Below are 25,752 nucleotides of genomic sequence, written 5' to 3'. Positions count from 1 at the left end.
CCCAAAACAATGAACTCATGACGTTGAGTCAATGACTCCACCTCTGTTGTTTTTATTATCGAGGCGTTTCTTCACGGGTAATATTATTTTTATCAGGCCCGCTATTCAGTTCCAGGCGTTTGTTATTTTTATTAGTGCGCCAAAACTACCCGATAGCTAAAGCACTGGTCATGCCAAAATAGAAATTATTATAAAAAACAATGACTTATGATTTATTGACGGTGTGTTTTCAACTTTTTAGGCCAAAGTGTTACTGTGCTTTGCTCCTAGGGGTAACACTTTGCGGTCGCAGGTAACACTGTGTAACGTGTTTGGACAGGAATGGACGAGATGCCTGAACTCAAGGTCAGTAAGGAGAACTTTGACGGCGATATCGAAATTTTCTGGAAGTCAGAAACAAGAAAGCTGATTGCTTTACTTGCGCCATGCACAACCAAAGGAATCAGCTATCGTCGAGTTGGGGCTTATTATTGTTATTGCTCGGACTCAAGGCCCTTTTTTATTTTTATTGTTGGGCCATGTTAGTAACCGTTGTCACCACGTCGCTCACCTTATTATTTTTATTGTTGTGGGCGTTGTTGTTATTAGTTGACGTAGGTAAAGCTAAAGTTGTGCCAATTTTTGTGATGAATGATTTAATCCATAAAAAACAATAACTTATAAATATTCATCTGAAGATCTATAAGCTTGAATCCGTAAGATTGTCGTCAAGTGTTACCAGGGATGGCGTGGTATGACTGAATATAGGGGGGAGTGTAACCCTATGGTTACACTATTTATTACCCTTCTTACGGGGAATACCCAGACGTTGGCGGCGTTCCCACAGGCTTTTACGTGAGATGCCAAGTTTTCTTGCAAGGTCGGTCTCTGTCATGTTGGCTTCGTTCTCCAGTACGAAGTGAACGAAATAGTCATCCAACGATAGATCGCCTTGTTCTTCTTGCGTATCAACTGGCCCGTAAGGTTCACTTTGCAGCAGATTATCTTGCAGTGTCTGGCTGACATACCGATCACTGCTGATATCGATTCCAAGGAACTCCGGCGCAATGGGCTCGTCTTCGTCGGCCAGAATGACAGCACGTTCAACAGCATTTTCCAGTTCACGTACGTTACCCGGCCACTGATACTGGCGAATACTGCGCAGTGATTCCTCGCTGAAAGTCATGTCCGGCTGTGCCATTTTTTCGCAGGCACGTTTTAACATCGCCTGAGCCAGCTCGATAACGTCATCACCACGGTCACGCAGTGGCGGCAGATGAAGTTCAACAACATTCAGGCGGTAATACAAATCTTCGCGGAACTCACCGCGGCTCGAGAGTTCTTTCAGGTTGCGGTGGGTTGCCGCGACCAGTCGAACATCGACCTTCTGACTCTGCACTGAACCCACACGACGAATTTCGCCTTCTTGTAATACGCGCAGCAGCCGAGCCTGGGCCTCCAGCGGTAATTCACCAATCTCATCCAAAAACAGAGTGCCGCCATGGGCAGCTTCTACCAGACCCTGGCGTTGCGCCGCTGCACCGGTAAACGCCCCTTTCTCATGGCCGAACAACTCCGATTCGATCAGAGTCTCCGGAATGGCCGCACAGTTCACCGAAATCATAGGAGCACTGTCACGTCGGCTTTGGTTGTGCAGCGCCTTGGCAACCAGCTCTTTACCAGTACCGGACTCGCCCTGAATCAGCACGGTGGCATCGGTACGGGCAACTTTACTGATTTTTTTAAACAGAAGCAGCATCGGCTCACAGCTACCGATGATGCCGCTTACCGGATACTCTTTACTGACTTCTTGTTGCATGGCCGGACTTTGCTGACCACTTTGACTTTTTATTTGAGATTCTTTCAGAATGCGGTCCACCGCCTGAATCATCTCGTCATGATCAAACGGTTTGGCGATGTAATCCACGGCGCCCATCTTCATGGCATCGACCGCCGAACGCAGACTGGCATAACTGGTCATAATCAGAACCGGTGTGTTACCTGCTAACTCAATGAGTTCAGTACCGTCGCCGCCAGGTAATCGTAAGTCACTGATCACCAGGTCGAAATGTTCAAAGTTCTGCGCTTTAGCATCGTCCAGGTTATCCACATCGGTAACATCATGATGGTGACGTTGCAGCAATTTGCGCAGAGTCAGGCGGATAATGGATTCGTCTTCAACGACTAAGATCTGGCTCATGCAGAGGTTTCCACTTCTTCAATTTGGGTATAACGCGGCAAACTGACTTTAACACAGGTTCCGCGATCTTCAGTTACCGGGCTTTCTATACTGATATGGCCATAATGTTCTTCAATAATGCTGTAAACCAATGCCAAACCCAGACCGGTACCACTGCCCACTTCCTTGGTCGTAAAGAAAGGCTCAAAGATATGATCCAGCTTATCTTCCGGAATACCGTGGCCCTGATCAATAACACGCAGAACCACCTGGTGTTCGTCGGCTTCCGCCGTAACACGAATGCGGTCACCGCGCTGGCTGGCATCTCTGGCGTTGCTCAACAGATTGACGAATACCTGAACCAGGCGCTGAGCGTCGCCAAGCAGCAGCAGCTCCGGTGAACATTCATTTAAGAATTCAATATCCTGACTGCGTTTACTCAGACGCAACAGTTGCATGGCTTCATCAATACAGTGGGCGACTTTGACCGCATCATGCTCGGTGGAATGGTGACCGGCGTGGGCAAAGTTCATCAGTGACTGAACAATACGGGTAACGCGTTTGGTCTGTTCCTGAATCTGGTTTGCCATCTCCTGCAAATCCGGGTTGTCTGTTTCGTAGCGAATCAGCTGTGCCAGGCCATCAATGCCCGTAATTGGATTACCGATCTCATGGGCGACACCGGCCGCCAGACGGCCGATGGATGCAAGCCGTTCGCTGTGCATCAACTCTTCTTCCAGCAGTTGCGTGTCTGTCTGATCTTCCATCAATACCACGATCCCGCCAGGTTGATCACCAGACGGTTGGATCAAGGCTTTGTGCAAGCTGTACCAGCGTGGTCGGGCATCAATTTCCAGGCGTTTTTTATGCTCGTGCATTTGTTGGTTGGCAACAAAATCACTCAGCAGTTTTTTCCAGGGGGCAGGCAAGCGATCGAGATGGGAGCCGCTGACCTCACCGGAGTCAATATTGGTGAGATCAACCATTGCCTGATTCCACATTAGAATTTCCCCATCGTCTGCCAGCGAGCAGACACCAATAGGCAGTCGCTCGAGTGTCTGACGGTGATAACGACGGAGATTATCAAGTTCCCCGGCCAGACCACTTAAACGGTCATGGAAACCTTCAAGGCGTTGTTCAATCTGGTAAATGTCTTCACTCAGTTCGGCGTTTGCTTGGAATGGCAGATAGCGGCTGATGATGTCATGGGCGACGGTCGGGCCCATCAAACCTGACAGATTGGCTTCGAGTCGCGCCCGCAGACGACGCAGAGCATAAGGGCGATCCTCGTAAGACGGCAGATCCAGATCGGATAATGCCTGGTACACCTCTCGTTCAGCGACATATCTTCCCAGTGGTTTACTGAGTGACACAATTACATCATTGGAAGTACCGGCGATCAAAGGCCGTCGGGTTGGGCGTGAAACGGTATCAATTGAACAGGCTTCCGCAGCAGAAACCTCCGATGGCTTCTGACGCGCTGTAATGCTGATCAATACAAACAAACCGAGGTTGGCGGCAAAGGAGGCAAGGGCAGCCAGGTGCCAGTTGCTTTCGTCGACCGGCGGCAGCGGTAGCGGCACATTCCAGCCGAGTGCCAGCTCTGAAAATGGCAGCAGCATTGAGTAAGTCCAGGCGACAATACCGGCAATCAAACCGAACAGGAAACCTTTGCGATTGGATTTTGGCCAGTACAACAGACCCAGAACACCGGGCAGGAATTGCACCGCAGCAACAAAGGCCAATAATCCCAGACGATTCAGATCCAGGTCGGCGCCAACAGCGGCATAGAATCCATATGCCAGTAACAGAATGGCGGCAATCAGACTCCGGCGAACCCACAGCAGCCAACGATAAAAATCTGCGCGCGGACTGGGCTTATGCAACGGCAGTACCACGTGATTGAGCAACATGGCCGCCATTGCAATGGTGATTACAATAATGATGCCGGATGCTGCAGCCAGGCCACCGAGGAAAGTAAGGATGACCAGGAAGGGCGATTCCAGCTCCATGCCAATGCCGAGGGCGAAGTATTCAGCCGGTAGATCAATATCGAGGTACACGCCCGCCCACAGAATCGGTGGAACAGCCATTGCCATGGCCAGCAAGAATAATGGGAATCCCCAGCTGGCAGGCTGCAGCGCCTGACTGTTTGCATTTTCAGTAAACGTCACATGGAACATATGCGGCATCACCACAGCGGCGGCAAAAAACACCAGTAACAGGGTACGCCAGGGGCCTTCCTGCAGCGTGACTTGCTGGTTCAGACTTTCCTGATTATTGATGAGCCATTGCTCCAGTCCACCCACTTCTGAAAATACGCCAAACAGAGCGACCAAAGCGAGAACAACAATGGCCGATAATTTCAGCAGGGACTCGAATGCGAGGGCGAACACCAGACCTTCGTGTTTTTCTCGCGGAGAAACATGCCGAGCGCCAAAAAGTACCGCAAACAGGATCATGATCAGGCAGAAACCGAACGCCAGCTGAGGTGCTTTCCATTCACTGTTCAGAATATGCAAAGTATCGGCAATGGCGCGAATCTGCAGGGTCAGCATTGGGATTACAACGGCCAGCATAAATAAGGTAACCAACATCCCAGCCAAGCGGGAGCGATATCGGAATGCTAATAAATCTGCCAAAGAGCTGAGCTGGTAGATCCGACTGATATTTAACAATGGCCGCAGCAGAATGGGCGACATCACAAAAGCGCCGGAAATACCCAGGTAATACGCCAGGAAGCCGTAACCGTATTGATTGGCCAGACCTACCGAACCGTAAAATGCCCAAGCGCTGGCATAGACACCCAAGGATAGGATGTAGACAATCGGGTGGCGCACTAAACGCCGTGGCACCCAGTTGCGTTCTACCGCATAAGCTGTGGTAAACAGAGCACCAAGATAACCGAGAATAATCAGGCCGAGCTGACCGAGGCTAAAGCTCATCGTCACCTCGCTTCATGTTCATCCAGATGTAAAGACCAATCAGTAGTAACCAGATGGCGAAAGGTTTGTACCAGGCACCTTTTTCGTCAAGCCACCAATCCATCATGATGGGTGAGAATAAGTAAATACCAACCAGCAATAATAAGCCGAGGCGATAATCGTACATGTATTGTTATTTCCTGAACTAACAGTGTCGGGATTAGTTTGAGAAAGCTACTGACTCATATCGGCTTTCTGTTGCCGGATCAGAGAGTCGTCATTCGGTGGCTCCCTCAGCCTCGGCTTTGCCATGTCACGGTAAAGGCGGTGCAGAGTAGCATATTGGCAGGTCTGACCGAATTCCGGTTGTTGAATCGGATTAATTGTGGCGTAAAAATTCCAGCGGTGCCGGATTTTCTTTGATTCCTCTAAGCTTCTGCTGTTGCCAGTGAGTGATTGCCCACTTTAATACCGATTCATTGCCACAATTTCTCAGCTCAGTTGGTGGAGACTGGCGCAACCACAGCAAGGCATTCCAAAGGGTGTTACCGGATTCATCCGGCTGAAGCGCGGTGGCCAGATTCTGTTTGCTGAGCTTTTGGCCATTGCGCTCAACCGCTACCGGAATATGCGCGTAATGCGGTACCGGAAAATCCAGCGCTTGTTGCAGGCACTGCTGACGAATAGTGGAGTCGATCAGGTCGATGCCACGTACCACATGAGTAATTCTCTGATCAGCATCATCGGCAACCACCGCCAGTTGGTATGACCAGGGGCCATCGCGGCGCTTCAGTACGAAATCGCCAATGTCGTTTTCCAGTGATTCGCAGTATCCACCCTGTAAGCCATCGATAAAACTGCGCGGCCCCTGGCCAACACAAAAGCGCCAAGCGTAATCGCCGCGTTCTTTCAGATTTTCGGGAAGCTGGCAGATGCCGTCATGCAATTGGCCAGCCAACTGTTTACGCGAGCAGCCACAAGGAAAGGCATGGTTGGACTGTTTTAGCTGCTCGAGAATCGCCTGGTAGGCTGAGGTACGTTGACTCTGATAACGAACGTCACCATCCCAATGAAGCTGATAGGCGTCAAGAATATTCAGGATCTGATCAGCAGCGTTCGGATCTTCCCGGGGAGGGTCGAGATCCTCTATCCGAACCAGCCACTGGCCATTTTGGCTGCGGGCATCGAGATAACTGGCGAGCGCGGCTAAAAGAGATCCAAAATGCAGCGGACCGGTGGGTGAGGGAGCGAAACGACCGATATATGGCGCAAGCATACAAGATTCAACAGTAGAAATATGATGAAGCTACAAGATCGTCTGGGTTGATTTTCAACAGCAGCAATGGATTACCACTGGATCTGTTGCCAAGAATAGCCCGCAGATCCGGTGGTGAAAAGGGTTCAGTCGAGCGTTTAGTAAAAGGCTTGCGATGCCAGCTAAACGCCCAACCCAACTATACGCCCAGCTGCTTCTCTTTGATCTCAGCCAGGGTTTTACAATCGATACACAGATCGGCGGTTGGCCGTGCTTCCAAGCGGCGGATACCAATTTCGATACCGCAGGCATCGCAGTAGCCGTAGTCGCCGGAGTCAATTTTATCGATAGTTTTGTCGATTTTCTTGATCAACTTACGCTCACGATCGCGGGTACGCAGCTCCAGGTTAAATTCTTCTTCCTGGCTGGCACGATCATTAGGGTCTGCGTAGTTGTTCAGCTCGGTTTGCATGTGCTCTTTCGTGCGATCAACTTCCTCCATCAGCTCTTGCTTCCAGTTGAGCAGGATGTTGTTGAAGTGTTCAAGCTGAGCGTCACTCATATACTCTTCGCCTTCAGCCGGCTGGTACGGAGTGAAGTTGGTCAGAGCAAATTCTTTACTTTCTGGCATGGTTTTACTGCCTCACCTGGTAAACCGGATAACCGGTAATTCGGGTCCATGCGCCTCTTGCGCCTCATGCGCTGCTTGAGAGGGGCGCTCCAAATGACAAGGCGGGGAAATTAGCAGATAACATCGTCAGCGCCAACTGTTTCTGCGTTGAATTTGATTACGGTTGGCATTTCTTCTGGCACAATACGCGCCCTCACGCGGTTTTCCCTGTCTTAACCTGACTAAAGTAGTACCTTTGTATGGTAAATTCCACTCAACGCAGTCAACAAATACAGCCTTTTCAGGTTATGGCCATTCTGGCGGAAGCTCAGGCCATGCAGCTGGCGGGAAAAGATATTATTCACCTGGAAATCGGTGAGCCAGACTTTTCAACGGCGCAGCCGATGGTTGATGCCGCGGTAACCGCGCTGCAGGCTGGTAACACTAAATACACGCCAGCTCTGGGGCTACCGCAGCTACGTGAAAAAATAGCGTCGTATTATCACAGCCGTTTTGGTGTTCGCGTGAGCCCGCAACGTATTGTACTGACACCCGGTGCATCCGGCGCTTTACTGCTGTTAAGCGCCGCGCGGTTGGAGGTGAATGATGGTCTGTTGCTGGCTGATCCTGGTTATCCATGCAATCGACACTTTGCTCGCACATTTGAGTCTCACGGTCAGCTTGTTGCCGCGGGTCCGGAGAGTAAATATCAACTGACGCCTGAGCTGATCGCTCAGCACTGGCAGGCAAATACCAAGGTGGCGTTGGTAGCCAGTCCCGCGAATCCGACCGGCACGGTATTGTCTCTGGATGAAATGGCCGCTTTGTCTGATTCTGTCAGGCAGAAGCGTGAGCAGCATGGCCAGGGGGAGCTGTGGGTTGATGAAATTTATCAGGGCCTCAATTACGACAGCGAGCCACAAACCGTTTTATCTGTTGCGGATGATGCCGTTGTTCTCAATAGTTTTTCTAAGTTTTTCGGTATGACAGGCTGGCGCCTGGGGTGGTGTGTCGTGCCTGAAAGCTGGGTGCCCACACTGGATACCTTGGCTCAGAATTTATTTTTGGCGCCACCTACACCAGCACAGTTTGCCGCGCTGGCTGCGTTTGATCAGGAAGCGATGGAGATTTACGAACAGCGGCGACAGGAATTACAGCAACGCCGCGATTTCTTGCTAACCGCATTGCCAGAGCTTGGGTTTGATATTCCGGTTAAGCCCGAAGGTGCCTTCTATATATACGCCGATGCCAGCCAATTCACCGAAAACAGCCTGGCGTTTTGTTCAGAAGCGCTGCAAGCAACCGGTGTGGCTTTTACACCTGGTGTCGATTTTGGAGACTACCAGGCTAATACTCATGTCCGTTTTGCTTTTACGACAGAATTACCAAGATTAAAAGAAGCGGTTGAACGTCTTTCTGACTGGCTACAAAAGCGCCAGGAGAAATAACCGTCATGCATTATGATTTGCCACTCATCAAAGGTGAACTCCTCAAACGCTATAAGCGATTTTTAGCGGATGTGCGCCTTGAGGATGGTTCTGATATTACCGTTCATTGCCCGAACACCGGCTCAATGAAAAACTGTGCAGAACCGGGCTGGCCGGTATGGTTATCGGACAGCCAGAATCCAAAGCGTAAATATCAGTACAGCTGGGAATGGGTTGGTGTTCAGCAAACTGCCGAAGAGCGTTATTACCGGGCCTGCATCAATACCGCTCGCGCCAATCAGCTGGTGGCCGAAGCGCTGAAAAATAACGTCATTACTGAACTGACAGGTTACTGCAGTGTTCAGGGGGAGCCAAAAGTTGAAGATGGTCGGCTGGATTTTTTATTGCATGCCGATGCGTCCGATAATCCGGAATCCAAAGCATACGTTGAAGTAAAAAGTGTGACGCTGCTGACCGGGGAGCCGGGTTTGGGGTCTTTCCCTGATGCTGTGACCGATCGTGGTTTAAAGCACCTGAAGCGCTTATTGGCGCTACATCAACAAGGTTATCGTGCGGTGTTATTTTTCTGTGTCCCGCACGAAGGTATCGAACGGGTTCGTCCGGCGGATGAAATCGATCCGAAATATGCTCGGGCTTTACGTGAAGTCGTGGCTCAGGGTGTTGAAGTATTAGCCTATCGGGTAGACTTCGGAGAAAACGGCATGGCGATTCAGCGCCGTATTCCGGTTCTGCTCTAGAGTAATCCTGAGCGTTCTCAACAGTGTAAAAGGAAATTTTATGAAACGTACGTTATTGGTTCTGATTATTGGCGCCGCTGCGGGTGGTGCTGTGATGTACAACGTGATGAATGACCGCGATCCTCTTTCCAATCCGTTTAAGTCTGACTCTCTGTTGGAACAGATGAAAGATGCGGGTGCCGATCTGATTGAAGATACGGTTGATGATCTGAAAGACAATATTGAAGAGAAGCTGAATAAATAATACTAAACCTGAACAGCTTGTTTTTTGAAGCATCATCAGAACGCTACCGTACGAATCATCGACCCGATGTTACAGGACGAGTTGTTCAGGTTTATTCCATCGATAAGCGCACTTCCAGCTGTTGCTCACGAATTCTGTGCTCAACAACCTGTAATCTTTGTCCCTGACAAGGCCCAGCTATGCACATCCCGGTATTAATCAAGAACAACGCACCGTGCATCGCACATTGAATTAACTGGCCATCCATATCCAGAAACTGATCGTCCTGCCATTCCAGGTTGATGCCCAGATGTGGACAAGAGTTATGGTAGACGTGGTATTGGGTTTTCTGGCGCACGACAAATATTGGCTGGCCGTCTGTTTCGAAGCCCTTACTCTGTCCTTCCGCTATTGCGTCGATGTGGCACAATGTCTGCCAATTTGTCATCTGCCTGGCCTTATTCTGATGATTACTGTTATGGCCAGATATCGAACGTTTTAAGGATGTGATATTGAGCCAATCTGCTTTAATTCGCCGTCAGCATATCTTGCCATTATGTCTGGTGCTACCTGCAGTGTTTCTTATTTTGGGGGTGTTGTCGGGTAGTCAAAGCCTCAACTGGTTGCTGGAAGAAAATGCCGGTGAGACCATTCTGCTGCATATTCGTTTGCCTCGTGTGTTGATGGCGTTCCTGATTGGGGCTGCCCTGGCGTGGGCGGGTGTGCTGATTCAAGGGGTGGTGCGAAATCCATTAGCCGATCCGGGCCTGATTGGTGTTTCCGGAGGAGCGGCAGTGGCAGCGGCTGCTTTTGTGGTCATCAGCTCCACCCTGCCATTGCCATTATGGCTGCAACCGACGATGGCATTTTTCGGTGGCATGTTGGCTTTAATCGTGGTGATGCGGATGGGTCTGAGTGGTGCTTCTATGCACGCAATGAGTTTTCTGGTGCTTGCCGGTATTGCCATCAATGTTCTGGCTCATGCGCTCATTGGATTGCTGTCGTATATGGCTAGCGACAGTGCACTGCGCCAAATCACCTTCTGGTCACTGGGCAGTTTATCCGGTGCTAATTGGTATTGGATCTGTGCGTTGACGGGGGTGTTGGTGGCGGCATTAATGTATTGGCCGAAACGACTGCGCCAACTGGATGCATTATTGCTGGGAGAGGTGGAAGCGCGTTCATTGGGTGTCTCTGTGACTCACATGCAATGGCGTGCGGTGATCTGGGTGGCTTTGATGGTAGCAATTGCTGTATCGGCCAGTGGCGTGATTGGTTTTGTTGGTTTAATCAGCCCTCATATCGCCCGGTTACTGACCGGCGCGGCTCATCAGCGGGTATTACCGCTTGCTGTTGTTATCGGTGGTTGTTTGCTGGTGGCAGCGGATGCCCTGGCCAGAACCATCGTTGCTCCGGCGGAAATGCCGATTGGTATTGTCACGACCCTCTTGGGAGCGCCGGTTTTCATCAGTTTGTTATTACGCGAGAAAAGGCGTTTGTCATGGTAACTGCAGAGCAACAGTGTCCTGTCGTAACAACGGTTTCTGCTCTCGGCCTGAAAAAGGGAAACGCTGATATCTTGCGGGATATCAGCTTCGAACTCCAAGCCGGCGAGTTAACCATGTTGGTTGGTCCCAACGGCGCTGGTAAATCGACTTTGCTGAGTTTATTAGCAGGGCTGACCCGTCCAGACACTGGCTCTGTAACCATTGCTGAGCAAAACTCCTCAGGCTGGACCCGCGAAGAATGGGCCAGACACATCACTCTGGTGCCTCAGTTAAGCCAGATGGGGTTTCCGTTAAGTGTGAGAGAAGTGGTTGAATTGGGCGGTTTGGCTCACAGTCATTCTGTTGTCGCACTGCGTGATTTGACCATGAAGGCCTTAAGCGACTGGGATATTGAATACCTGGCTGACCATGAAGTACGTTTGTTATCCGGTGGTGAGCAACAACGCACGCAGCTTGCTCGCAGCTGGATACAGGTGCATCAGGCGGAAAGTTGTTTGTGGTTGTTGGATGAGCCATTAAGTGCGCTGGATTTGCGGCATCAGCGCCAGTGTATTCAGCGAGTTCAGCAGCTGAAAGCAGAAGGCAAGGCGGTATTAATGGTGGTGCACGATCTGAACCTGGCGTTGCGTTACGCCGATCGTGTTTTAATGCTGTCATGTGGTCAGCTGACCGCTGATGGTGTGCCGGGACAAGTACTTACCGCGAAGAAAGTCAGTGATGTTTTTCAGGTTGAGACACGATTAGAGCAAGGCGTTTTAAGCTGGATCTGATCTGGATCGAGATGTGCCTAAGGCAGATAAAAAAGCGCCCCTCATCTCCGAGGAGAGAGGGGCAAAGCAACCGTGATTAGCTTGATGAGAGAGATCACCATCCAGATGATGAGTCGGGATGCTGAACACCGATGCCATCTCTGGCGTCGATATGTAAATAATAACCATTATCATTTGAGTTGCAAGCATTAAATGCGAAATATTCTCGAATGAATCGTTGGAACTTACAATTGGTTGATTGTTGATCAATCTGAAGGTTACCAGAGGTGTTCTTGTTTCGAATCAAAAATTACGTGAATGACAGACAAAAAAACGCCCCTCATCTCCGAAGAGAGAGGGGCAAACAACCGTGATTAGCTTGATGAGAGAGATCACCATCCAGATGATGAGTCAGGATGCTGAACACCGATGCCATCTCTGGCGTCGATATGTAAATAATAACCATTATCATTTAAGTTGCAAGTTTTAAATGAGAAATATTCTCGAATGAATCATTGGAACTTACAGGTGGTTAATTATCAACCAGCTTGAAAGTTGCTACAGACGTCCTTGTTTTGAATCAAAAATTACGTGAATGACAGACAAAAAAACGCCCCTCATCTCCGAAGAGAGAGGGGCAAACAACCGTGATTAGCTTGATGAGAGAGATCACCATCCAGATGATGAGTCAGGATGCTGAACACCGATGCCATCTCTGGCGTCGATATGTAAATAATAACCATTATCATTTAAGTTGCAAGTTTTAAATGAGAAATATTCTCGAATGAATCATTGGAACTTACAGGTGGTTAATTATCAACCAGCTTGAAAGTTGCTACAGACGTCCTTGTTTTGAATCAAAAATTACGTGAATGACAGACAAAAAAACGCCCCTCATCTCCGAAGAGAGAGGGGCAAACAACCGTGATTAGCTTGATGAGAGAGATCACCATCCAGATGATGAGTCAGGATGCTGAACACCGATGCCATCTCTGGCTCCGACATGCAAATAATAACCATTATCATTTAAGTTGCAAGGATTAAATGAGAAATATTATTAAAAAGGTTCTAAAGAGTGATGGTTGTTTGTTAATTAACCATCTCGAAAAACTGAAAATACTGAGAAAGAAGACGACCATATACAGACTGGCGAAAAGAAAGTGTGATTCTGTGAACTGAAGATAAAAAAACGCCCCTCATCTCCGAAGAGAGAGGGGCAAGCAACCGTGATTAGCTTGATGAGAGAGATCACCATCCGGATGATGAGTCTGGATGTGAACTTCAGCGCTATCTCTAACGCCGATATGCAAACAATAGTGATTCTCACTAATGAAATCAATAGTGATTCTCATTTATTTTTAGCAATGGCGTAAAAAGGTACATTTTTACCGAGATCACGGCTTTTTTGCACAAAAAAGCCCGCCGAAGGCGGGCTTTAAAAACGGGTAGTGCAAGTCAGTGTTTTTCGATCAGCTGCTGATTCAGCGCAGTAATGCGCCGGGCCAGGTTTTCAATCAGATTTACTGCTGCCTGGGGTTGAGCTTCTATTAACAAAATAAAATCTTCCTGTGGTACCGCCATGATCGTGCAAGGTGTGCGGGCTATCACTGTGGCTGATCGCGGCTCTTTGGTGAACACAGCCATGGCACCGAACACCTCTTCTTCACCAATCTCTCCGACTTTCACATCATCGACGAAGACATCCGCTTCGCCGGTAATGATGGTATAAACGTGCTCAGCTGCATCTCCCTGGGCAATAATGATTTCGCCCTCGCTGATGTTCTGAAAGCCAGCGGTTGGGCGAACCTGGTCTTTGGCCATATCTGACAGGTAGTCCAGCAATAAGGAATTTTGGCAGACCAGAAAATGGCTCCAGTAATGCTGACGCCGTTTATCGGAGTAGATGTGTCGCAATAATCGATCACGATCAACCGGAACCAGTTGCACATATTCGTCTGATCGCAAGACTGGCGCGGGCATGTCGAAGGAGGTCGAGATGCCAACGATGTCACCTTCGTCAAAGCTTGCCAGGTTCTGGCCGTTCTTGCAGAAATGCAGCATGCCATCCTGAACTAAAAACAGTTGGTCCTTGTCGAACAGCTCATAAAGATTATCGACCCCTTCGAGGGTAATTGGCTCCTGCTGCAGATCAAAGCCTTCCAGTAATGCAGTGGTTAACTGGCGCAGTCTGTGAAGCAATTGCTCGACGGCATCGGATGTTTTACCCGGCAAGTACATGCTTTTCCCTCATGGTGCTCTTGGCTATGAAGTGGAGTCGTTTTAAGCCCAATGTACCGTAAAAGCTGGCTTGCTTGAACCTGCAAGCGGAGGTTATTTGCCATAAGCCGACAGCAGGCAGTAAAAAAAACCTATTTTTCAACAGGATGGCGCAATCGGGTACCATGGGTTACTGATAAAAGTATTTCTGTCGCTGAAATTTCAACCGGAAAATAGCAGCCGCTGATTTTTCCGTCGGCGAGGCTGGCGCCATCAAGAATACAGCTGCGAAAATCGATGCCGCGCAGGTCTGCTCCACGGAGGTAGGCACCACTCAGATCCATGTTTTCGACATTAAGATTGCGCAAATCCAGACCGCGCAAGTCGCAGTTGCGCAAATCGCATTGCTGGCCTTGTTCCCTTGCCTGGTTAAAGCCACTGACATCGTCGTTACGCAGCATTTGATACATTGGGTCCTGGCTGATGCTGGGAGTGGTCATACATGTTCTCCTTAATTACACTGATCGGTCTTTCCATCTGATGTTCAGTATAGAAACAAATTCATGAGTCCGGTGCTTTCTGCCTTTTTATTAACGTCATCCTGGGACGAGGACCCGGTTACCGGACAAACCCGGCTGAGTTTTTGGTGGCGAAGCGAAGATGGCCCCCTGCGTACTGATGTCGAACAACCAGCGGTGTGCTTTATCGATGCTCAGCAACTGGCCAGGGCGCAGCAGGTTGCTGATACGCTGAACTGGCCCGTCCGGGTTGAAGCTCTGGCGATGCAATCGTTCGACTTCCAGCCTGCCGCAGCCTGCTATTTACCGCATCATTATGTTTACCGTTGGCGCGATGTGCTTGCCGAACAGGGTATTATCTGTCGTGAAGTGGATGTTCGCCCAACCGATCGTTTCCTGATGGAGCGCTTTGTGTATGGCGCTGCATTGATTTCAGGAGAGTTGCGCAACGCGATGGGTTATCGCCAGATTGATCAGGCGCGCTTTAAACCCACTCGCTTTCAGCCAGATTTAAAAGCGTTATCCATCGATATTGAAACCTCTTTTCCACGTCGCGGACAGCCTGACCGGTTATTTTCAATTGGCTTTTACGCTGATGACTTTCAGCACGTTGTCATGATTGGTGAGCCTGAGCAGTCGGATAACCAACTTGAAATGGTTGCTGATGAGGCGACGTTATTAAAACGTTTCCTTGAGATAATCACGGATTATGACCCGGATGTCATGATCGGCTGGAACGTTATCCAATTTGATTTTGGTTTTTTACGGCGAAAGTTCATTGAACACAAAATCGACTTTGCTATTGGTCGTGACCTGACAAATTTATCTTGGCGTGCCAGCAAACTTAATACCGACCGGATTTTTCTGCACATCGCTGGTCGAGTTGTACTGGATGGTATTGATCTGTTGAAGAATGCAACGTATCAGTTCGAAAGTTTTGCGTTGGATGCGGTAGCCGGACATTTTCTTGGCGACGGTAAGCTGCTTCATGGGGAAGATCGTGGAGGTGATATTGAGCACCTGTTTTTAACCGATAAAAAAGCACTGGCAAATTACAACCTGAAAGACTGTGAACTGGTGTGGCGTATTTTCGAAAAAGCCGATCTCTACAACTTTGCGATAGAACGCAGTCATATGACCGGACTGACCATGGACCGGATGGGGGGTTCGGTAGCCGCCTTCGAAAACCTGTATCTACCGCGTCTGCACCGTCAGGGATTTGTAGCACCAAATATCGAGGAAGGCTATCACGCACAAAAAAGTCCGGGTGGCTATGTGATGGATTCACGCCCTGGGTTATTTGAGCACGTATTGGTTCTGGATTTTAAAAGCCTGTATCCGTCGATTATCCGCACCTTTAAAATCGATCCGATGGGATTAGTCGAGGGTTTAAAAGCTAAATGGTGCGGCGAGAGTGAGGAGCAATTAGTCAATGGATTCTTTGATGGCATTTTTCACAAGGAGAGAAACGTACTGCCTGATCTTATTCGTCAGCTCGGAGAATGGCGTGAGCAAGCCAAAGCACAGAACAACCAGCCTTTGTCTCAAACCATTAAAGTTATTATGGCGTCCTGTTACGGCGTGCTAGGGTCGGAAGGCTGTCGTTTTTACGATACTCGCTTATCCAGTTCCATTACCAAGCGTGGACACCAGATTATTCTGGAAAGCAGTCAATGGATTGAACAGCAAGGTTATGATGTTATTTATGGCGATACCGATTCCGTATTCGTTTGGTTAAAACAATCGGTTAGCTCTGTACAGGCGGATGAAATTGGTAAAAATCTGGCGATTGAACTCAATGATTGGTGGAAGCAACGCCTGCAATGTGAATTTGGTATTCAAAGCTATCTGGAAATGGAATATGAAACTCACTACCAGCAGTTTTTTATGCCGTCGATTCGTGGCGAAGAGACCGGCAGTAAAAAGCGCTACGCCGGATTGATTGGAGATCACCTGACAGGTGATGCTGAAATGATTTTTAAGGGACTGGAAGCCGTCAGAACCGACTGGACACTGTTAGCCCGTAATTTTCAGAAAGAGCTATACCGCCGGGTGTTTTTTAAACAGCCATATCAAGACTGGGTCAAACAACAGGTGAAAGCTCTGATTGCCGGTGAATTAGATGAGCAGCTGATTTATCGAAAACGTCTACGTCGGCCACTGGCTGCGTATCAGAAGAATATTCCTCCACATGCCCAGGCGGCGGCTAAACTGGAAACCTGGCGTCGGCTTCAGGGGTTGCCCGCACGATTTTCTGAGCGCGGTGGCTGGATTGAATATCGTATTTGCCAGAACGGCCCGCAACCCATCGAGGTGGATGATACTGCCGTGGACTACAGTCACTATCTGGAAAAACAAATGCTGCCGGTAGCCGATGCCATTTTTCATTTTACCGGTGAAAGCTTTGCTGAAATGGCAGGGCAACAGATGACGTTGTTCTGATAAGCAGAGATTCTTTCAAAACCGATAAAAAATAACCCGATGCGGCAAGCCGTTTCGGGTTATTTCAGAAGACTTTAATCAGACTGATGTTAGTCACCGTCTGAAAAATTCAGGCCCACATCGATACCCAGACCATCCTTTAGTTCACGTTTAATATTACCATCCAACGCCAGTGTAGCAGCATAGAAGTTGGTTGCGTTTTGCTCGCTGATCGCTGTTTTGGTTGTCGTAATATTATTACGGATAACCGTTAAATCATTAGCTGCGTTTTTTTCAAGAATATTGGCAAAGCTTTCAGTTGTACCAGCTGCGCTGCCTTCAACCATTCGTTCAAAGGACTCCAGGCCTGCTAACATCAGGTTCCAGGTGTAACCAGATACCACCGCCACATCATTAATAATGGTACGTTTATGAACGTAATCCATATATTCGTTTGTTGATGTAATTAACTTTGCACTGGTGCTGCTGCTGTCTTCTCCGGCGATCTGGTTCAGGTCACCACTGAGCAATAAGTTACGGTAACTTGAGCCGGTATTCTGGTAGTTACTGCTCCAGCCGTTAGAGATATTTTCTGCGCGTGTCACAAGTTGCCCTGTGTAGCCCTGTAGTATCTGGCATTTTCGTGATTGTGTGGTGAAATCGGACAGGATATTCCCGATTTCTGTATTGTGGTCACTTGCGCGTTCAAAAACTGCCAGCTCAGTTGCAAGTAATCCAACAAACTGAAAGTTCTTATTTGTGAACATTGTGTCCGTTAATGCACTGCTGGCTGCCAGCATTGAATCAATATCGTTACGCACTGTCTGCGTATAGTTGGTACCTCTCAGTCTGAGAGAATCAATAAAGATATATTCAGGCAGGACTTCGTCATTAATCATTGGCCCGAAATTGTAGGGTAATAATTCGTACCAGGATTTCGCGGTTGCCCTCCACTGGTTTTGGACCGCTAACAGATTCGCTTCGGTAGTTGTGCTACAAAATGCATCACTGAGGCTATCCAGTTGTCTGGCCTGGTTTAAAAAATTTGTTGCTGCAGGCTCAACGACCAGAGTAATGACCTGGCTGAGCGCCTGATTCAGACCGGAGTATTCAGTAGTTCGGGTACTGGACTCAGAACCACAAGAACTAAGTAATGTCGCGGTGGTAACAGTCGCAATTAATTTTGAAGTATGTTTCAACATAATATTACCTGATATTTAACTGGTTAACCTTACGGACATCATATGGTTGTCCCAGGCCATGGTAGGAAAATCAAGGCGCAGATCGCGATCTTCCTGAAGCGTTTTGGTATCTATCTGACGTAATTTGCCAGCCGAATTGGATAGCACAAAATGGCTGCCACTGACATTTAAAGCCAGGCCACATACGTCGTGGAATTTGTGGTATCCCTGTAATGACAAATCGTCCAAATGCCAGAACATGGCCAGGTCTCCACGAGGACTGGTAAAGGCTGCCAGGCGATTGTGGGAATCGATAGCAACACTGCCCATATAATCGTTTAAAGCGACAGTTAAGCTTTCCGGCGCCTGCAATAACTCAATATCTTTTCCGGGCTTATGCACACCAGCTAGTGGTACCAGATGGTTATCCGACATGGCACTGCGTTGAACCTGCATACCAAAAGCGACGGTACCATCATTCGCGATATCAAAATGACGAATACTGGCCTTATTTTCCGACACCCGGTGCTCACTGATTAACTCGCCGGAACTAATGTTGATGTAACTCAAAGTTGAACGCATCGAATCAAGATTGAGAACTTTTCGACCACTCTTCGGATGCGTTAACAATCCGCCATTAGCAACGGCCAGCGTTGTGTTATCCGGCATGCGCTTAATTTCGTGGGGACCGATGCCGTAGCTGGAATATTCAGCAACAACGCTATAGTTTTGCGTATCCCGGACAATAATCTTGCCGGCACCGGACTGAAAATCTGACTCGCTGGTGAATAATAAATTGCCATCGGCACTGAATGCGCCGTGCCCCTGCATATGATGATTGGCCGGACTGTGAAATTCCTGGCTCTCACCGCTGAGTAAATCCACTTCCAGGCCAACCGTACCGGGACGGCGCGATACCATGACAACTTTGTGCTGCAGTATGGGGTGTTGGCAGATGCCATGACCGCGGAAATTACTGGAGACATTAATGGCATTAGCCTGAACCGGACCAATGGCTCCCATACCGTACTGCTCAGGTGTTTTGCCCTGCGCGGTGACCCAGCGCTCATACTGATCTGGTTTGGATTGTTTGTGCGCTTGCCAAATACCGGCACTTGTACTCAAGCCAAGACCTGGCAGCATAATACCAGCCACTGTCATTGACTTCAGAAAGTGACGACGATTTTGATCATCTGACATAACAAATAACCTTTCTAGCGGAAAAGCGGGCTGAAATTTTACCAGTCCGTTGTCTTTTAAATATCGTACTCAAATCAACTTACAGTGATTTAACGAATGCAATGAGCGCTTCGCGCTTGGCTTCTTCAAACTGTATAAAGCGCGACTTGGCACCTTCGGCTTCACCGCCATGCCATAAAATCGCTTCTTCAATGGTTTGTGCGCGACCATCGTGTAATAACGCTTTACTGCCATTAACCTGCTCCTGCACGCCGATTCCCCACAACGGGGCGGTTCGCCATTCTGAACCGGATGCTTCAAAATCCGGGCGCCCGTCAGCTAATTCAGGACCCATGTCATGAATCAATAAATCGGTATAGGGCCAAATGGTTTGTTCTCCCAGGTGCGGACGTTCTTCACTTTCTGCGGTGATAAAACTCGGGTTATGACACTGGTGACAGCCTGCCTGATAGAAATGGGTACGGCCTTGCAATACCTGAGGGTCATTAGCGTTGCGACGGGCAACCGGCGCCAAGTTACGGTTGAAATTCACTACCAGATCCAATAAATCATCTGCCAGTTCGACATTTTGTACGTCGTTACCGGTTGGTGCATTCAAACACGCGAATTGTTTAGGGCTACACGGTTGATTCGGAAACAGCGTAGTACTGATACCCACGTCGCCATTAAAGGCACCGGCGACCTGCATTCTAATCGAGGGTTTATTCGACTTCAGGCCAAAGCGACCCGCGACGGTTTGTTTTTTCTCGATATCCCAGACGTGATTAATTCGTCCTGAAATACCGTCTTTGTTTGAGTCGTCTGTATCCACCAGGGCATCAATATCTTGCTGCGGAATTAATTCAAGCAGACCCATGCCTTGAAGGGCTGGTGCAACACGCAGACTGGTCATCGTGGTATCGCCCAGCTCGCCGTACCCCAATTTTTCGAAACGTAATTGCGGTTTTCGCAGAGTAACGAGATTACCGTCCGGATAGCGAAACTCTGAAATTTGCCAGTCGATAAAGACGTAGGCTTCCGGAGCAATATCATGTTTTAACAGATCGTTATCTTTTTGTGAGTGACGCAACTGATGGGCTAACGACGTGGATTGTCCCTGAATCTGATCACCATATACCGGGTGTGGTACGGCACCTTCGTGTTCACTGGCGTCGCCCGGAATACTTAAACGCACCAGGGAACTTAACGCCGGAATCTCACCCGAATCGGGAACAAAGCCTTTACCACCCTTAATGTGGCACATTAAGCAGGTACGGGCGTTATACAACGGTCCTAAACCGTCGCGCATAGCGGTTACGGTCGGTGCTTTGATCCAGGGTTGGTTTGCCAGTGCTTTACCGGCGTGAAAATCGGGCTTCAGTTCACCGGGGAGATTGGCTGCTGGTCGCTCAAAGCTGATAAAAGGAGTGGTTGCAACAGTGGTTGCACCGCCGGGTAGTTGTTCGTCCGGGTTGAGGGAGGGAGCGTATTGTTGATTATTATTAAGGTTGCACGCTGCCAGTAAACAAAGACTTATACCAGCTATCAGGTGTGCTCTCATCACGTTACTCGGTTGTTCAGGTTACTACTTTCAGATAGCAGAAAAGCCGGGCTATGCCCGGCTTTTCTGTAAACCCAGTGTTGCTTATGGGCAAACGGTATCTGGGTTTTGGGTATCACAAGCGGATGCATCATCCTCCACAACATCACCTAAGCCAAGACCAGTCGCCAGATTCTGCAGCTGAGTTGCTTGCGCATTCAGAGACTTAATCGTCTCACTAACTGGGTTGGTTGCGTTGCGGTTAGCTGGCATGATCAGAACATCGAAAGGCTTGCCATCACGAGCCGCTGCATCAACTTTGTTGTAGCTGGTTTGTGTCAGATCGAAGAACGCTTTAATGCCAGTTGCCATTGCCGCGTTATCAGCATCAGCGAGATAGTCATCGAAGCCGTAACCATTAACAGCATTGGTGGTCGCGTCAGCGGTACCATTCAGCGTGCTATCGTAGCCCGCATAGTCGCCGTAATAGCTGTTAGCGACACCCAGTGCGTTCAGAACCACATCACGGTGAGTGTTATCAGAGAAGCAAGAATGTTCATCTTCCTGAGAGTTACCAGCGTAAGCGATCTGCATACGCTCGCCACCCAGCTCACCTTCAGACAGAGTACCCATGCCTGTAAGAATTTCTTCTAAACGTTGTTTCGCTTCGGCTTCGGTAGTCACGGTGGTGAATGCGGTGCGGTAAGCCGCCCCTTCTTTCCAGCCATCACGAACCTGTTCCAGATCTGCAATCAGTTTGTCGACTGCAACCTCCAGGTATTGATGGCGACGATCGGCTTTGTCACCCGCTTGAGCTGAAACGAAATCAGAAACCGGACGCTGACCACCCATAGTACCGGTGTTCACTGCTTTATCCCGGTCAGTACCGTCAGTTGCAGACTGATCGGTGATGTTCAGATCCTGACCCCACAGCAAAAATTCGATCGCGTGGTAACCGGCAATAACATCGTGCTCGTCATCAGCTGTGGCAGTGTTACCCAGCAGGTCAGCATTAATGGCGATGTTGGCGTTACCAATAATGTTGTTGTTCTGGTCTGCTGCCGCTTGATCCGCAGTCAGAGCACCGTTGCCGTTTACGCCTGCCTGGTTTGCAATGACGCCGACCTGGTCATCGCCAAAATCAGAGGTATTGACTTTAACGTAGTCGATCAGAGCTTCACCCAGCGGCCATGCATTAATATCGCCTTCAGGACCGTCTTCGCTGCTGTAGTCAGTCGAGTCGATTGGACTGTTACGGAAACGGTAAACTTCGGTCTGACCGTATGGTTCACGCGCTACTAACCAAGCCTGCTTAGCGGCTTTCAGCGTATCAGCTGTTGGCGTTGCTTTCAGAGCTGCCAGAGCGGTTTTCAGTGCTTTAGCGGTTGTAACCGAATCTTCATAAGCTGCCAGAGCGATGTTCGCATTGGTATCTACCAGCTTCTTAACGTTGGCAACGTTGATGCTGATTGAATCTTTAGCTGCAGTTACTTGCGCAGGAATTTTGAAAGTATCCTGAGGTTTATCGTTGCTCTTGTCGTCGCTACCGCAAGCGATCAACAGAGTGGACGCTGCAATGCATGCGGCTAACTTTGTCAGTTTCATGATCGTGTTCCTGTGTTGAATCATGGAGCAGATAATAGCCATGGCGATTATCTGGGTTTTGATGATGCGCACATTAAAGCAAATAAGAATGATTAGCAACTAGGTTTTTGTATGTATATAGGTCTCAATTGCATGTCGCACCTAGTCGCAGTAGATAATAACGAGTAAAATTGTAGGGTTAATATATTCTGGTCCAACTTAATGAAGTACCTGATCCCTTCACTGCTTGTCAGCGCGAGTTTGTTGCTGGTGGCATGCGGTAGCGACAAAGACAATGGCAGTAATGATCAACCATCGGCGTCTCCGTTGGCCTGTGACGATTCAGGCACATCGCCAGCAGGTTTGGTATTGAGCAGTACAGCAAACAGCGAACAGATGCTGGGGGAGGCACTTTACTTTGACACCAATCTATCCTTCAACCGAAGCCAGTCGTGTGCCAGTTGCCATAATCCTGAGAAAGGGTTTGTCGATGATCGTTGTAACATCAGCAGTCTGAATCAACATTTCCCTCCGGCCTCTGTTGGCGCTAACGGTACCTCGATTGGTGACCGAAATGCTCCAACAGCGGCCTATGCGGCATTTAGCTCGGACTTCAGAAAAGGGTCACGACAACGTGCACCCAGTCAGAGGACCAGTGGTATCGGTGCTTATGAGGGTTATCTCGGTGGACAATTCTGGGATGGTCGTGCAATTGATCTGGCCGCTCAGGCAGGTGGCCCACCAACGAATCCGGCAGAGATGGGAATGGCGGATAAAGCCTCGACAGTGGCACGTCTGCAGGAAAATCAGCATTACATCAATTCGTTCAAGGCGTTGTATGGCGATGATGTGTTTGATGAAGTTGAGACGGCCTATGATGCAATGGCCAATGCGATTGGGGAGTTTGAGAAGAAGAGCGCAGACACATTTTATCCGTTTGATTCCAAATACGATCAGTCTTTGAAAGGGGAGTATTTCTACGAGCCTGACAGCTTGGCAGCAACAGGAAAAACACTATTTTTCTCATCGGATTTTACGTGTGCTGCATGTCATCAGTTGCGCAATTCGAACTCTGACAGAGGCGAGACTTTCACCAGCTTCGAGTATCACAATATTGGTGTGCCGGAAAATACCGATCTGCGTGCTGTAAACGGAGTGGCGGAGGATTTTGTTGATTTGGGTCTGGCGCTGAATCGTATGCTACCGCAAGCTGAGAAAGCAGAGAACGAAGGCAAGTTCAAAGTTCCAACGATGAGAAATGTGGCGATTACGGCGCCTTATATGCACAACGGTGTTTTCGATACATTGGAGGCCGTGTTGAATTTCTACGAACACGCCAAAATTCGTGCACGTCAGCAAAATGATCCGCAGCTGGAAAATACCGTGGTAAATCCGGAAACGGGTCAGGCATTTAGAGTACCTGAGGTTAATCGCAATATTGAGCATGAATTGCTGAGTGGTAACGACGTTGTCCTTACACCAAGACGGATTAAAGCATTTGAATGTTTCTTTATGACATTAACCGATAAGCGCTATGAAGCGCTGCTTGATCAGCAAAAAGTTAGTGAGTGTGGTATTTGATGTTGGCCGTGTAGAACGTCGTTTAAGGTTGTTACAACAGCCGGCCTTCTTTGTTGACCATTAAAAAACGACAATTCATATCGCGACAATACTGGCAAACTGAGCGCGGCTCAGCTTTGCCAGGTCCTGTGGAGACAGTTCAATCTCTAATCCGCGCTTACCGGCACTGATATTAATATGAGCCTGAGCCTCGGCACTGTTATCTATTACCGTCGGCAGAGCTTTCTTTTGCCCAATCGGGCTGATCCCTCCGACAAGATAACCAGTGGTTCTTTCGGCCATTTTGGGGTCGGCCATTTCTGCTTTTTTAGCACCTACTGCTTTTGCGATGGCTTTCAGACTGAGCTGATGGCTGACGGGAATTACAGCAACCGCCAAGGCGCTGCGGTGTCCCGTCAGGCTTACCAACAGGGTTTTGAACACCTGAGCTGGATTGAGACCAAGTGCTTCGGCGGCTTCCTCTCCGTACGACGAGCTGTTTGGATTGTGCTGATATTCATGCAATACAAAGCTGATTTTTGCCTTTTTCATGGCGTTAATAGCAGGCGTCATAAATCAGCTATCCGCCTCTATCAATTCGAAACGCGGTTTGATCTCACCCTTAATTTCGATGGTCTCAACGAACATCGAATATGGACGAACCCAGCTGCTGAAATCACCGTACAGCATTTTGTACAGCACGAGTGTTTCGTCTGTTTCAGAGTGTTTCACCAGGCCAATGACCTGGTATTCCATACCTTTATAGTGGCGGTAACGTCCGGGAATAATCGTGGCTGGCGTGGTGTTTAACTGAGACATTTATTTTAACTCGTAGCGTATAACGACAGCGGCATCGATGGTTTGTTCCTGAATAAGCATTGGCGCAGGCTCTGAGTCCATCGACATTTTCTCCATACGTGCCATGGCATAAACCGGTTGGGGGGCGTGCGCGCCTTGTTCCTGAATGGATAATACGTTACCCAGGGCGTTATCACTGGCCTTGGCCATGATGGCGGCCTTCTTGCGCGCAGCTTCAACCGCATTAGCAAATGCTTGATTTTGTAATGCCTGACGGTCATTAAATTTCAGTTGACTACCGTGAATACGTACGGCGCTGATATTGAGCAGCTGATGGCTCAGATCGGTATAAGATTCCTTGTTTCGTAAAGTGATGGTGACACTGCGATCAACCTGTTCTCCGCGATACTCGCGATTATTATTACGCCATTCATACTGCGGATGGTTCCTGATTTGTGCAGCATCAATATCCGCTTCCGCAATATTCAAAGACGTTGTGATTTGCAGCAAACTCTTCATTGCATTATCGACAGTTTCTTTGGCGGCCTTCAGGTCCTTGGCTGTTGCTTCAATGCTGAGATTCAACTGCAGGTAATCAGGCATGGCGCGGATGCTGCCGTTACCGCTAACCTGAATAAAGCGGTGGTCGTCGTCAGCCAGTACGAGGGTGTTGAACAATAGGGTGAAACATAAAATAAAATAACGCATACACAGCTCCGTCGAATTTCTTTTTAATGTTGTATATGAAACCGATGTGGGCATCGGGTGTTAAAAAGTAAACCGGTTTTATTTACTGTTTTGCTGTTCGAATTTGGCCAGTTGCTCTGGCGTTGCGGCTTGCTGATGTTTTTCTTTCCACTCGCTGTACGGCATGCCGTATACCCGTTCACGCGCCTGATCGTAGTCAACCTCAACATTTTCTTGTTCAGCAGCTGCTTTGTACCACTTGGCTAAACAATTACGACAGAAACCAGCGAGATTCATCAGGTCGATATTCTGTGCGTCTTTGCGCTCGTCGAGATGTTGCAATAAGCGGCGAAAGGTCGCGGCTTCGATGGCTTGCTGCTGTTCAGGGGTGAGTTTCTCAATGCTCATGGCGAATTCCAATGTCGTTGTCACTGTCGCCACTATATAAAAAACCA

General features: G+C 48.7%; 23 protein-coding genes. 7 read left to right on the top strand and 16 right to left on the bottom strand.

Features of this window, described 5'->3' with window-relative positions; translation table 11 throughout:
• Positions 1-772 precede the first annotated feature (772 nt).
• The 5 genes from MK185_10770 to dksA form a co-directional block, all read right to left on the bottom strand.
• The gene (locus MK185_10770; GenBank protein MCH2041105.1) at positions 773-2,179 is read right to left on the bottom strand and encodes a sigma-54 dependent transcriptional regulator; all 1,407 of its coding nucleotides are present in this window, start codon (positions 2,177-2,179) and stop codon (positions 773-775) included.
• Positions 2,176-5,109: an ATP-binding protein gene (locus MK185_10765; GenBank protein ID MCH2041104.1), complete on the bottom strand. Its 2,934-nt coding sequence runs from the start codon at positions 5,107-5,109 to the stop codon at positions 2,176-2,178. Before MK185_10765 ends, MK185_10770 begins: the two co-directional genes overlap by 4 nt.
• A complete protein-coding gene (locus MK185_10760) occupies positions 5,093-5,269 on the bottom strand; it encodes a hypothetical protein (protein MCH2041103.1) in 177 nt (58 codons plus the stop codon). The genes MK185_10765 and MK185_10760 overlap by 17 nt, the downstream gene beginning before the upstream one ends.
• A gap of 192 nt (positions 5,270-5,461) precedes the next feature.
• A complete protein-coding gene (gene gluQRS / locus MK185_10755; protein MCH2041102.1) occupies positions 5,462-6,358 on the bottom strand; it encodes a tRNA glutamyl-Q(34) synthetase GluQRS in 897 nt (298 codons plus the stop codon).
• A 178-nt stretch (positions 6,359-6,536) separates the two neighbouring features.
• On the bottom strand, positions 6,537-6,968 hold the full coding sequence (dksA, locus tag MK185_10750) for an RNA polymerase-binding protein DksA (GenBank protein ID MCH2041101.1): 432 nt from the start codon (positions 6,966-6,968) through the stop codon (positions 6,537-6,539).
• 239 nt (positions 6,969-7,207) lie between these two features.
• Here dksA and MK185_10745 point away from each other — a divergent pair, with 239 nt between their 5' ends.
• From MK185_10745 to MK185_10735, 3 genes are read left to right on the top strand one after another with little or no spacing between them, the layout of a single operon-like run.
• Positions 7,208-8,395, top strand: coding sequence for a pyridoxal phosphate-dependent aminotransferase (locus MK185_10745; protein ID MCH2041100.1), 1,188 nt, complete (start codon positions 7,208-7,210; stop codon positions 8,393-8,395).
• Between the two features lie 5 nt (positions 8,396-8,400).
• Positions 8,401-9,132 (top strand): DNA/RNA nuclease SfsA, encoded by a 732-nt coding sequence (gene sfsA, locus MK185_10740; GenBank protein MCH2041099.1) that lies wholly within the window; start codon positions 8,401-8,403, stop codon positions 9,130-9,132.
• A gap of 40 nt (positions 9,133-9,172) precedes the next feature.
• Entirely contained in the window at positions 9,173-9,376 is a 204-nt protein-coding gene (locus tag MK185_10735; protein ID MCH2041098.1) for a hypothetical protein, read from the top strand.
• A 91-nt stretch (positions 9,377-9,467) separates the two neighbouring features.
• Here the strand turns inward: MK185_10735 and MK185_10730 are convergent, their stop codons facing one another.
• Positions 9,468-9,803: a Rieske (2Fe-2S) protein gene (locus tag MK185_10730; GenBank protein MCH2041097.1), complete on the bottom strand. Its 336-nt coding sequence runs from the start codon at positions 9,801-9,803 to the stop codon at positions 9,468-9,470.
• Positions 9,804-9,867: 64 nt separating this feature from the next.
• On the opposite strand from MK185_10730, the gene MK185_10725 reads away from it, so the two are divergent.
• Together MK185_10725 and MK185_10720 are read left to right on the top strand one after the other, a co-directional pair.
• Entirely contained in the window at positions 9,868-10,863 is a 996-nt protein-coding gene (locus tag MK185_10725; GenBank protein ID MCH2041096.1) for an iron ABC transporter permease, read from the top strand.
• Positions 10,857-11,633 (top strand): ATP-binding cassette domain-containing protein, encoded by a 777-nt coding sequence (locus tag MK185_10720; protein ID MCH2041095.1) that lies wholly within the window; start codon positions 10,857-10,859, stop codon positions 11,631-11,633. The genes MK185_10725 and MK185_10720 overlap by 7 nt, the downstream gene beginning before the upstream one ends.
• Positions 11,634-13,067: 1,434 nt before the next feature.
• On the opposite strand, the gene MK185_10715 is transcribed toward MK185_10720, so the two are convergent.
• Positions 13,068-13,850 (bottom strand): cyclic nucleotide-binding domain-containing protein, encoded by a 783-nt coding sequence (locus MK185_10715; protein ID MCH2041094.1) that lies wholly within the window; start codon positions 13,848-13,850, stop codon positions 13,068-13,070.
• Positions 13,851-13,981: 131 nt separating this feature from the next.
• Positions 13,982-14,329: a pentapeptide repeat-containing protein gene (locus MK185_10710; protein MCH2041093.1), complete on the bottom strand. Its 348-nt coding sequence runs from the start codon at positions 14,327-14,329 to the stop codon at positions 13,982-13,984.
• Positions 14,330-14,392: 63 nt separating this feature from the next.
• On the opposite strand from MK185_10710, the gene MK185_10705 reads away from it, so the two are divergent.
• Positions 14,393-16,789, top strand: coding sequence for a DNA polymerase II (locus tag MK185_10705; protein MCH2041092.1), 2,397 nt, complete (start codon positions 14,393-14,395; stop codon positions 16,787-16,789).
• Positions 16,790-16,878: 89 nt separating this feature from the next.
• Here MK185_10705 and MK185_10700 read toward each other — a convergent pair whose 3' ends face one another.
• The 4 genes from MK185_10700 to MK185_10685 form a co-directional block, all read right to left on the bottom strand.
• The gene (locus MK185_10700) at positions 16,879-17,970 is read right to left on the bottom strand and encodes a hypothetical protein (GenBank protein MCH2041091.1); all 1,092 of its coding nucleotides are present in this window, start codon (positions 17,968-17,970) and stop codon (positions 16,879-16,881) included.
• A gap of 15 nt (positions 17,971-17,985) precedes the next feature.
• Entirely contained in the window at positions 17,986-19,149 is a 1,164-nt protein-coding gene (locus MK185_10695; protein ID MCH2041090.1) for a DUF1513 domain-containing protein, read from the bottom strand.
• Between the two features lie 79 nt (positions 19,150-19,228).
• Complete coding sequence (locus tag MK185_10690) at positions 19,229-20,689, bottom strand: thiol oxidoreductase (GenBank protein ID MCH2041089.1); 1,461 nt, start codon at positions 20,687-20,689, stop codon at positions 19,229-19,231.
• A gap of 84 nt (positions 20,690-20,773) precedes the next feature.
• Positions 20,774-22,273: a hypothetical protein gene (locus tag MK185_10685; GenBank protein MCH2041088.1), complete on the bottom strand. Its 1,500-nt coding sequence runs from the start codon at positions 22,271-22,273 to the stop codon at positions 20,774-20,776.
• 201 nt (positions 22,274-22,474) lie between these two features.
• Here MK185_10685 and MK185_10680 point away from each other — a divergent pair, with 201 nt between their 5' ends.
• Positions 22,475-23,833: a methylamine utilization protein MauG gene (locus tag MK185_10680; GenBank protein MCH2041087.1), complete on the top strand. Its 1,359-nt coding sequence runs from the start codon at positions 22,475-22,477 to the stop codon at positions 23,831-23,833.
• A 75-nt stretch (positions 23,834-23,908) separates the two neighbouring features.
• Here MK185_10680 and ybaK read toward each other — a convergent pair whose 3' ends face one another.
• The 4 genes from ybaK to MK185_10660 all read right to left on the bottom strand — a co-directional run bounded on the left by ybaK (position 23,909) and on the right by MK185_10660 (position 25,705).
• Positions 23,909-24,385 carry a Cys-tRNA(Pro) deacylase gene (ybaK, locus tag MK185_10675; protein ID MCH2041086.1) on the bottom strand — a complete coding sequence of 159 codons (477 nt, stop codon included), beginning with the start codon at positions 24,383-24,385 and terminating at the stop codon, positions 23,909-23,911.
• A 3-nt stretch (positions 24,386-24,388) separates the two neighbouring features.
• Positions 24,389-24,631, bottom strand: a complete 243-nt coding sequence (locus MK185_10670) for a DUF1653 domain-containing protein (GenBank protein ID MCH2041085.1) — start codon at positions 24,629-24,631, stop codon at positions 24,389-24,391.
• Positions 24,632-25,318, bottom strand: a complete 687-nt coding sequence (locus MK185_10665; GenBank protein ID MCH2041084.1) for an SIMPL domain-containing protein — start codon at positions 25,316-25,318, stop codon at positions 24,632-24,634.
• Between the two features lie 78 nt (positions 25,319-25,396).
• A complete protein-coding gene (locus tag MK185_10660; protein ID MCH2041083.1) occupies positions 25,397-25,705 on the bottom strand; it encodes a DUF1244 domain-containing protein in 309 nt (102 codons plus the stop codon).
• Positions 25,706-25,752 lie beyond the last annotated feature (47 nt).

It is taken from the genome of Saccharospirillaceae bacterium, from assembly GCA_022448365.1.
Lineage (GTDB): Bacteria > Pseudomonadota > Gammaproteobacteria > Pseudomonadales > Oceanobacteraceae > Bacterioplanoides.
This window is presented reverse-complemented; position numbering and strand designations above follow the sequence as displayed.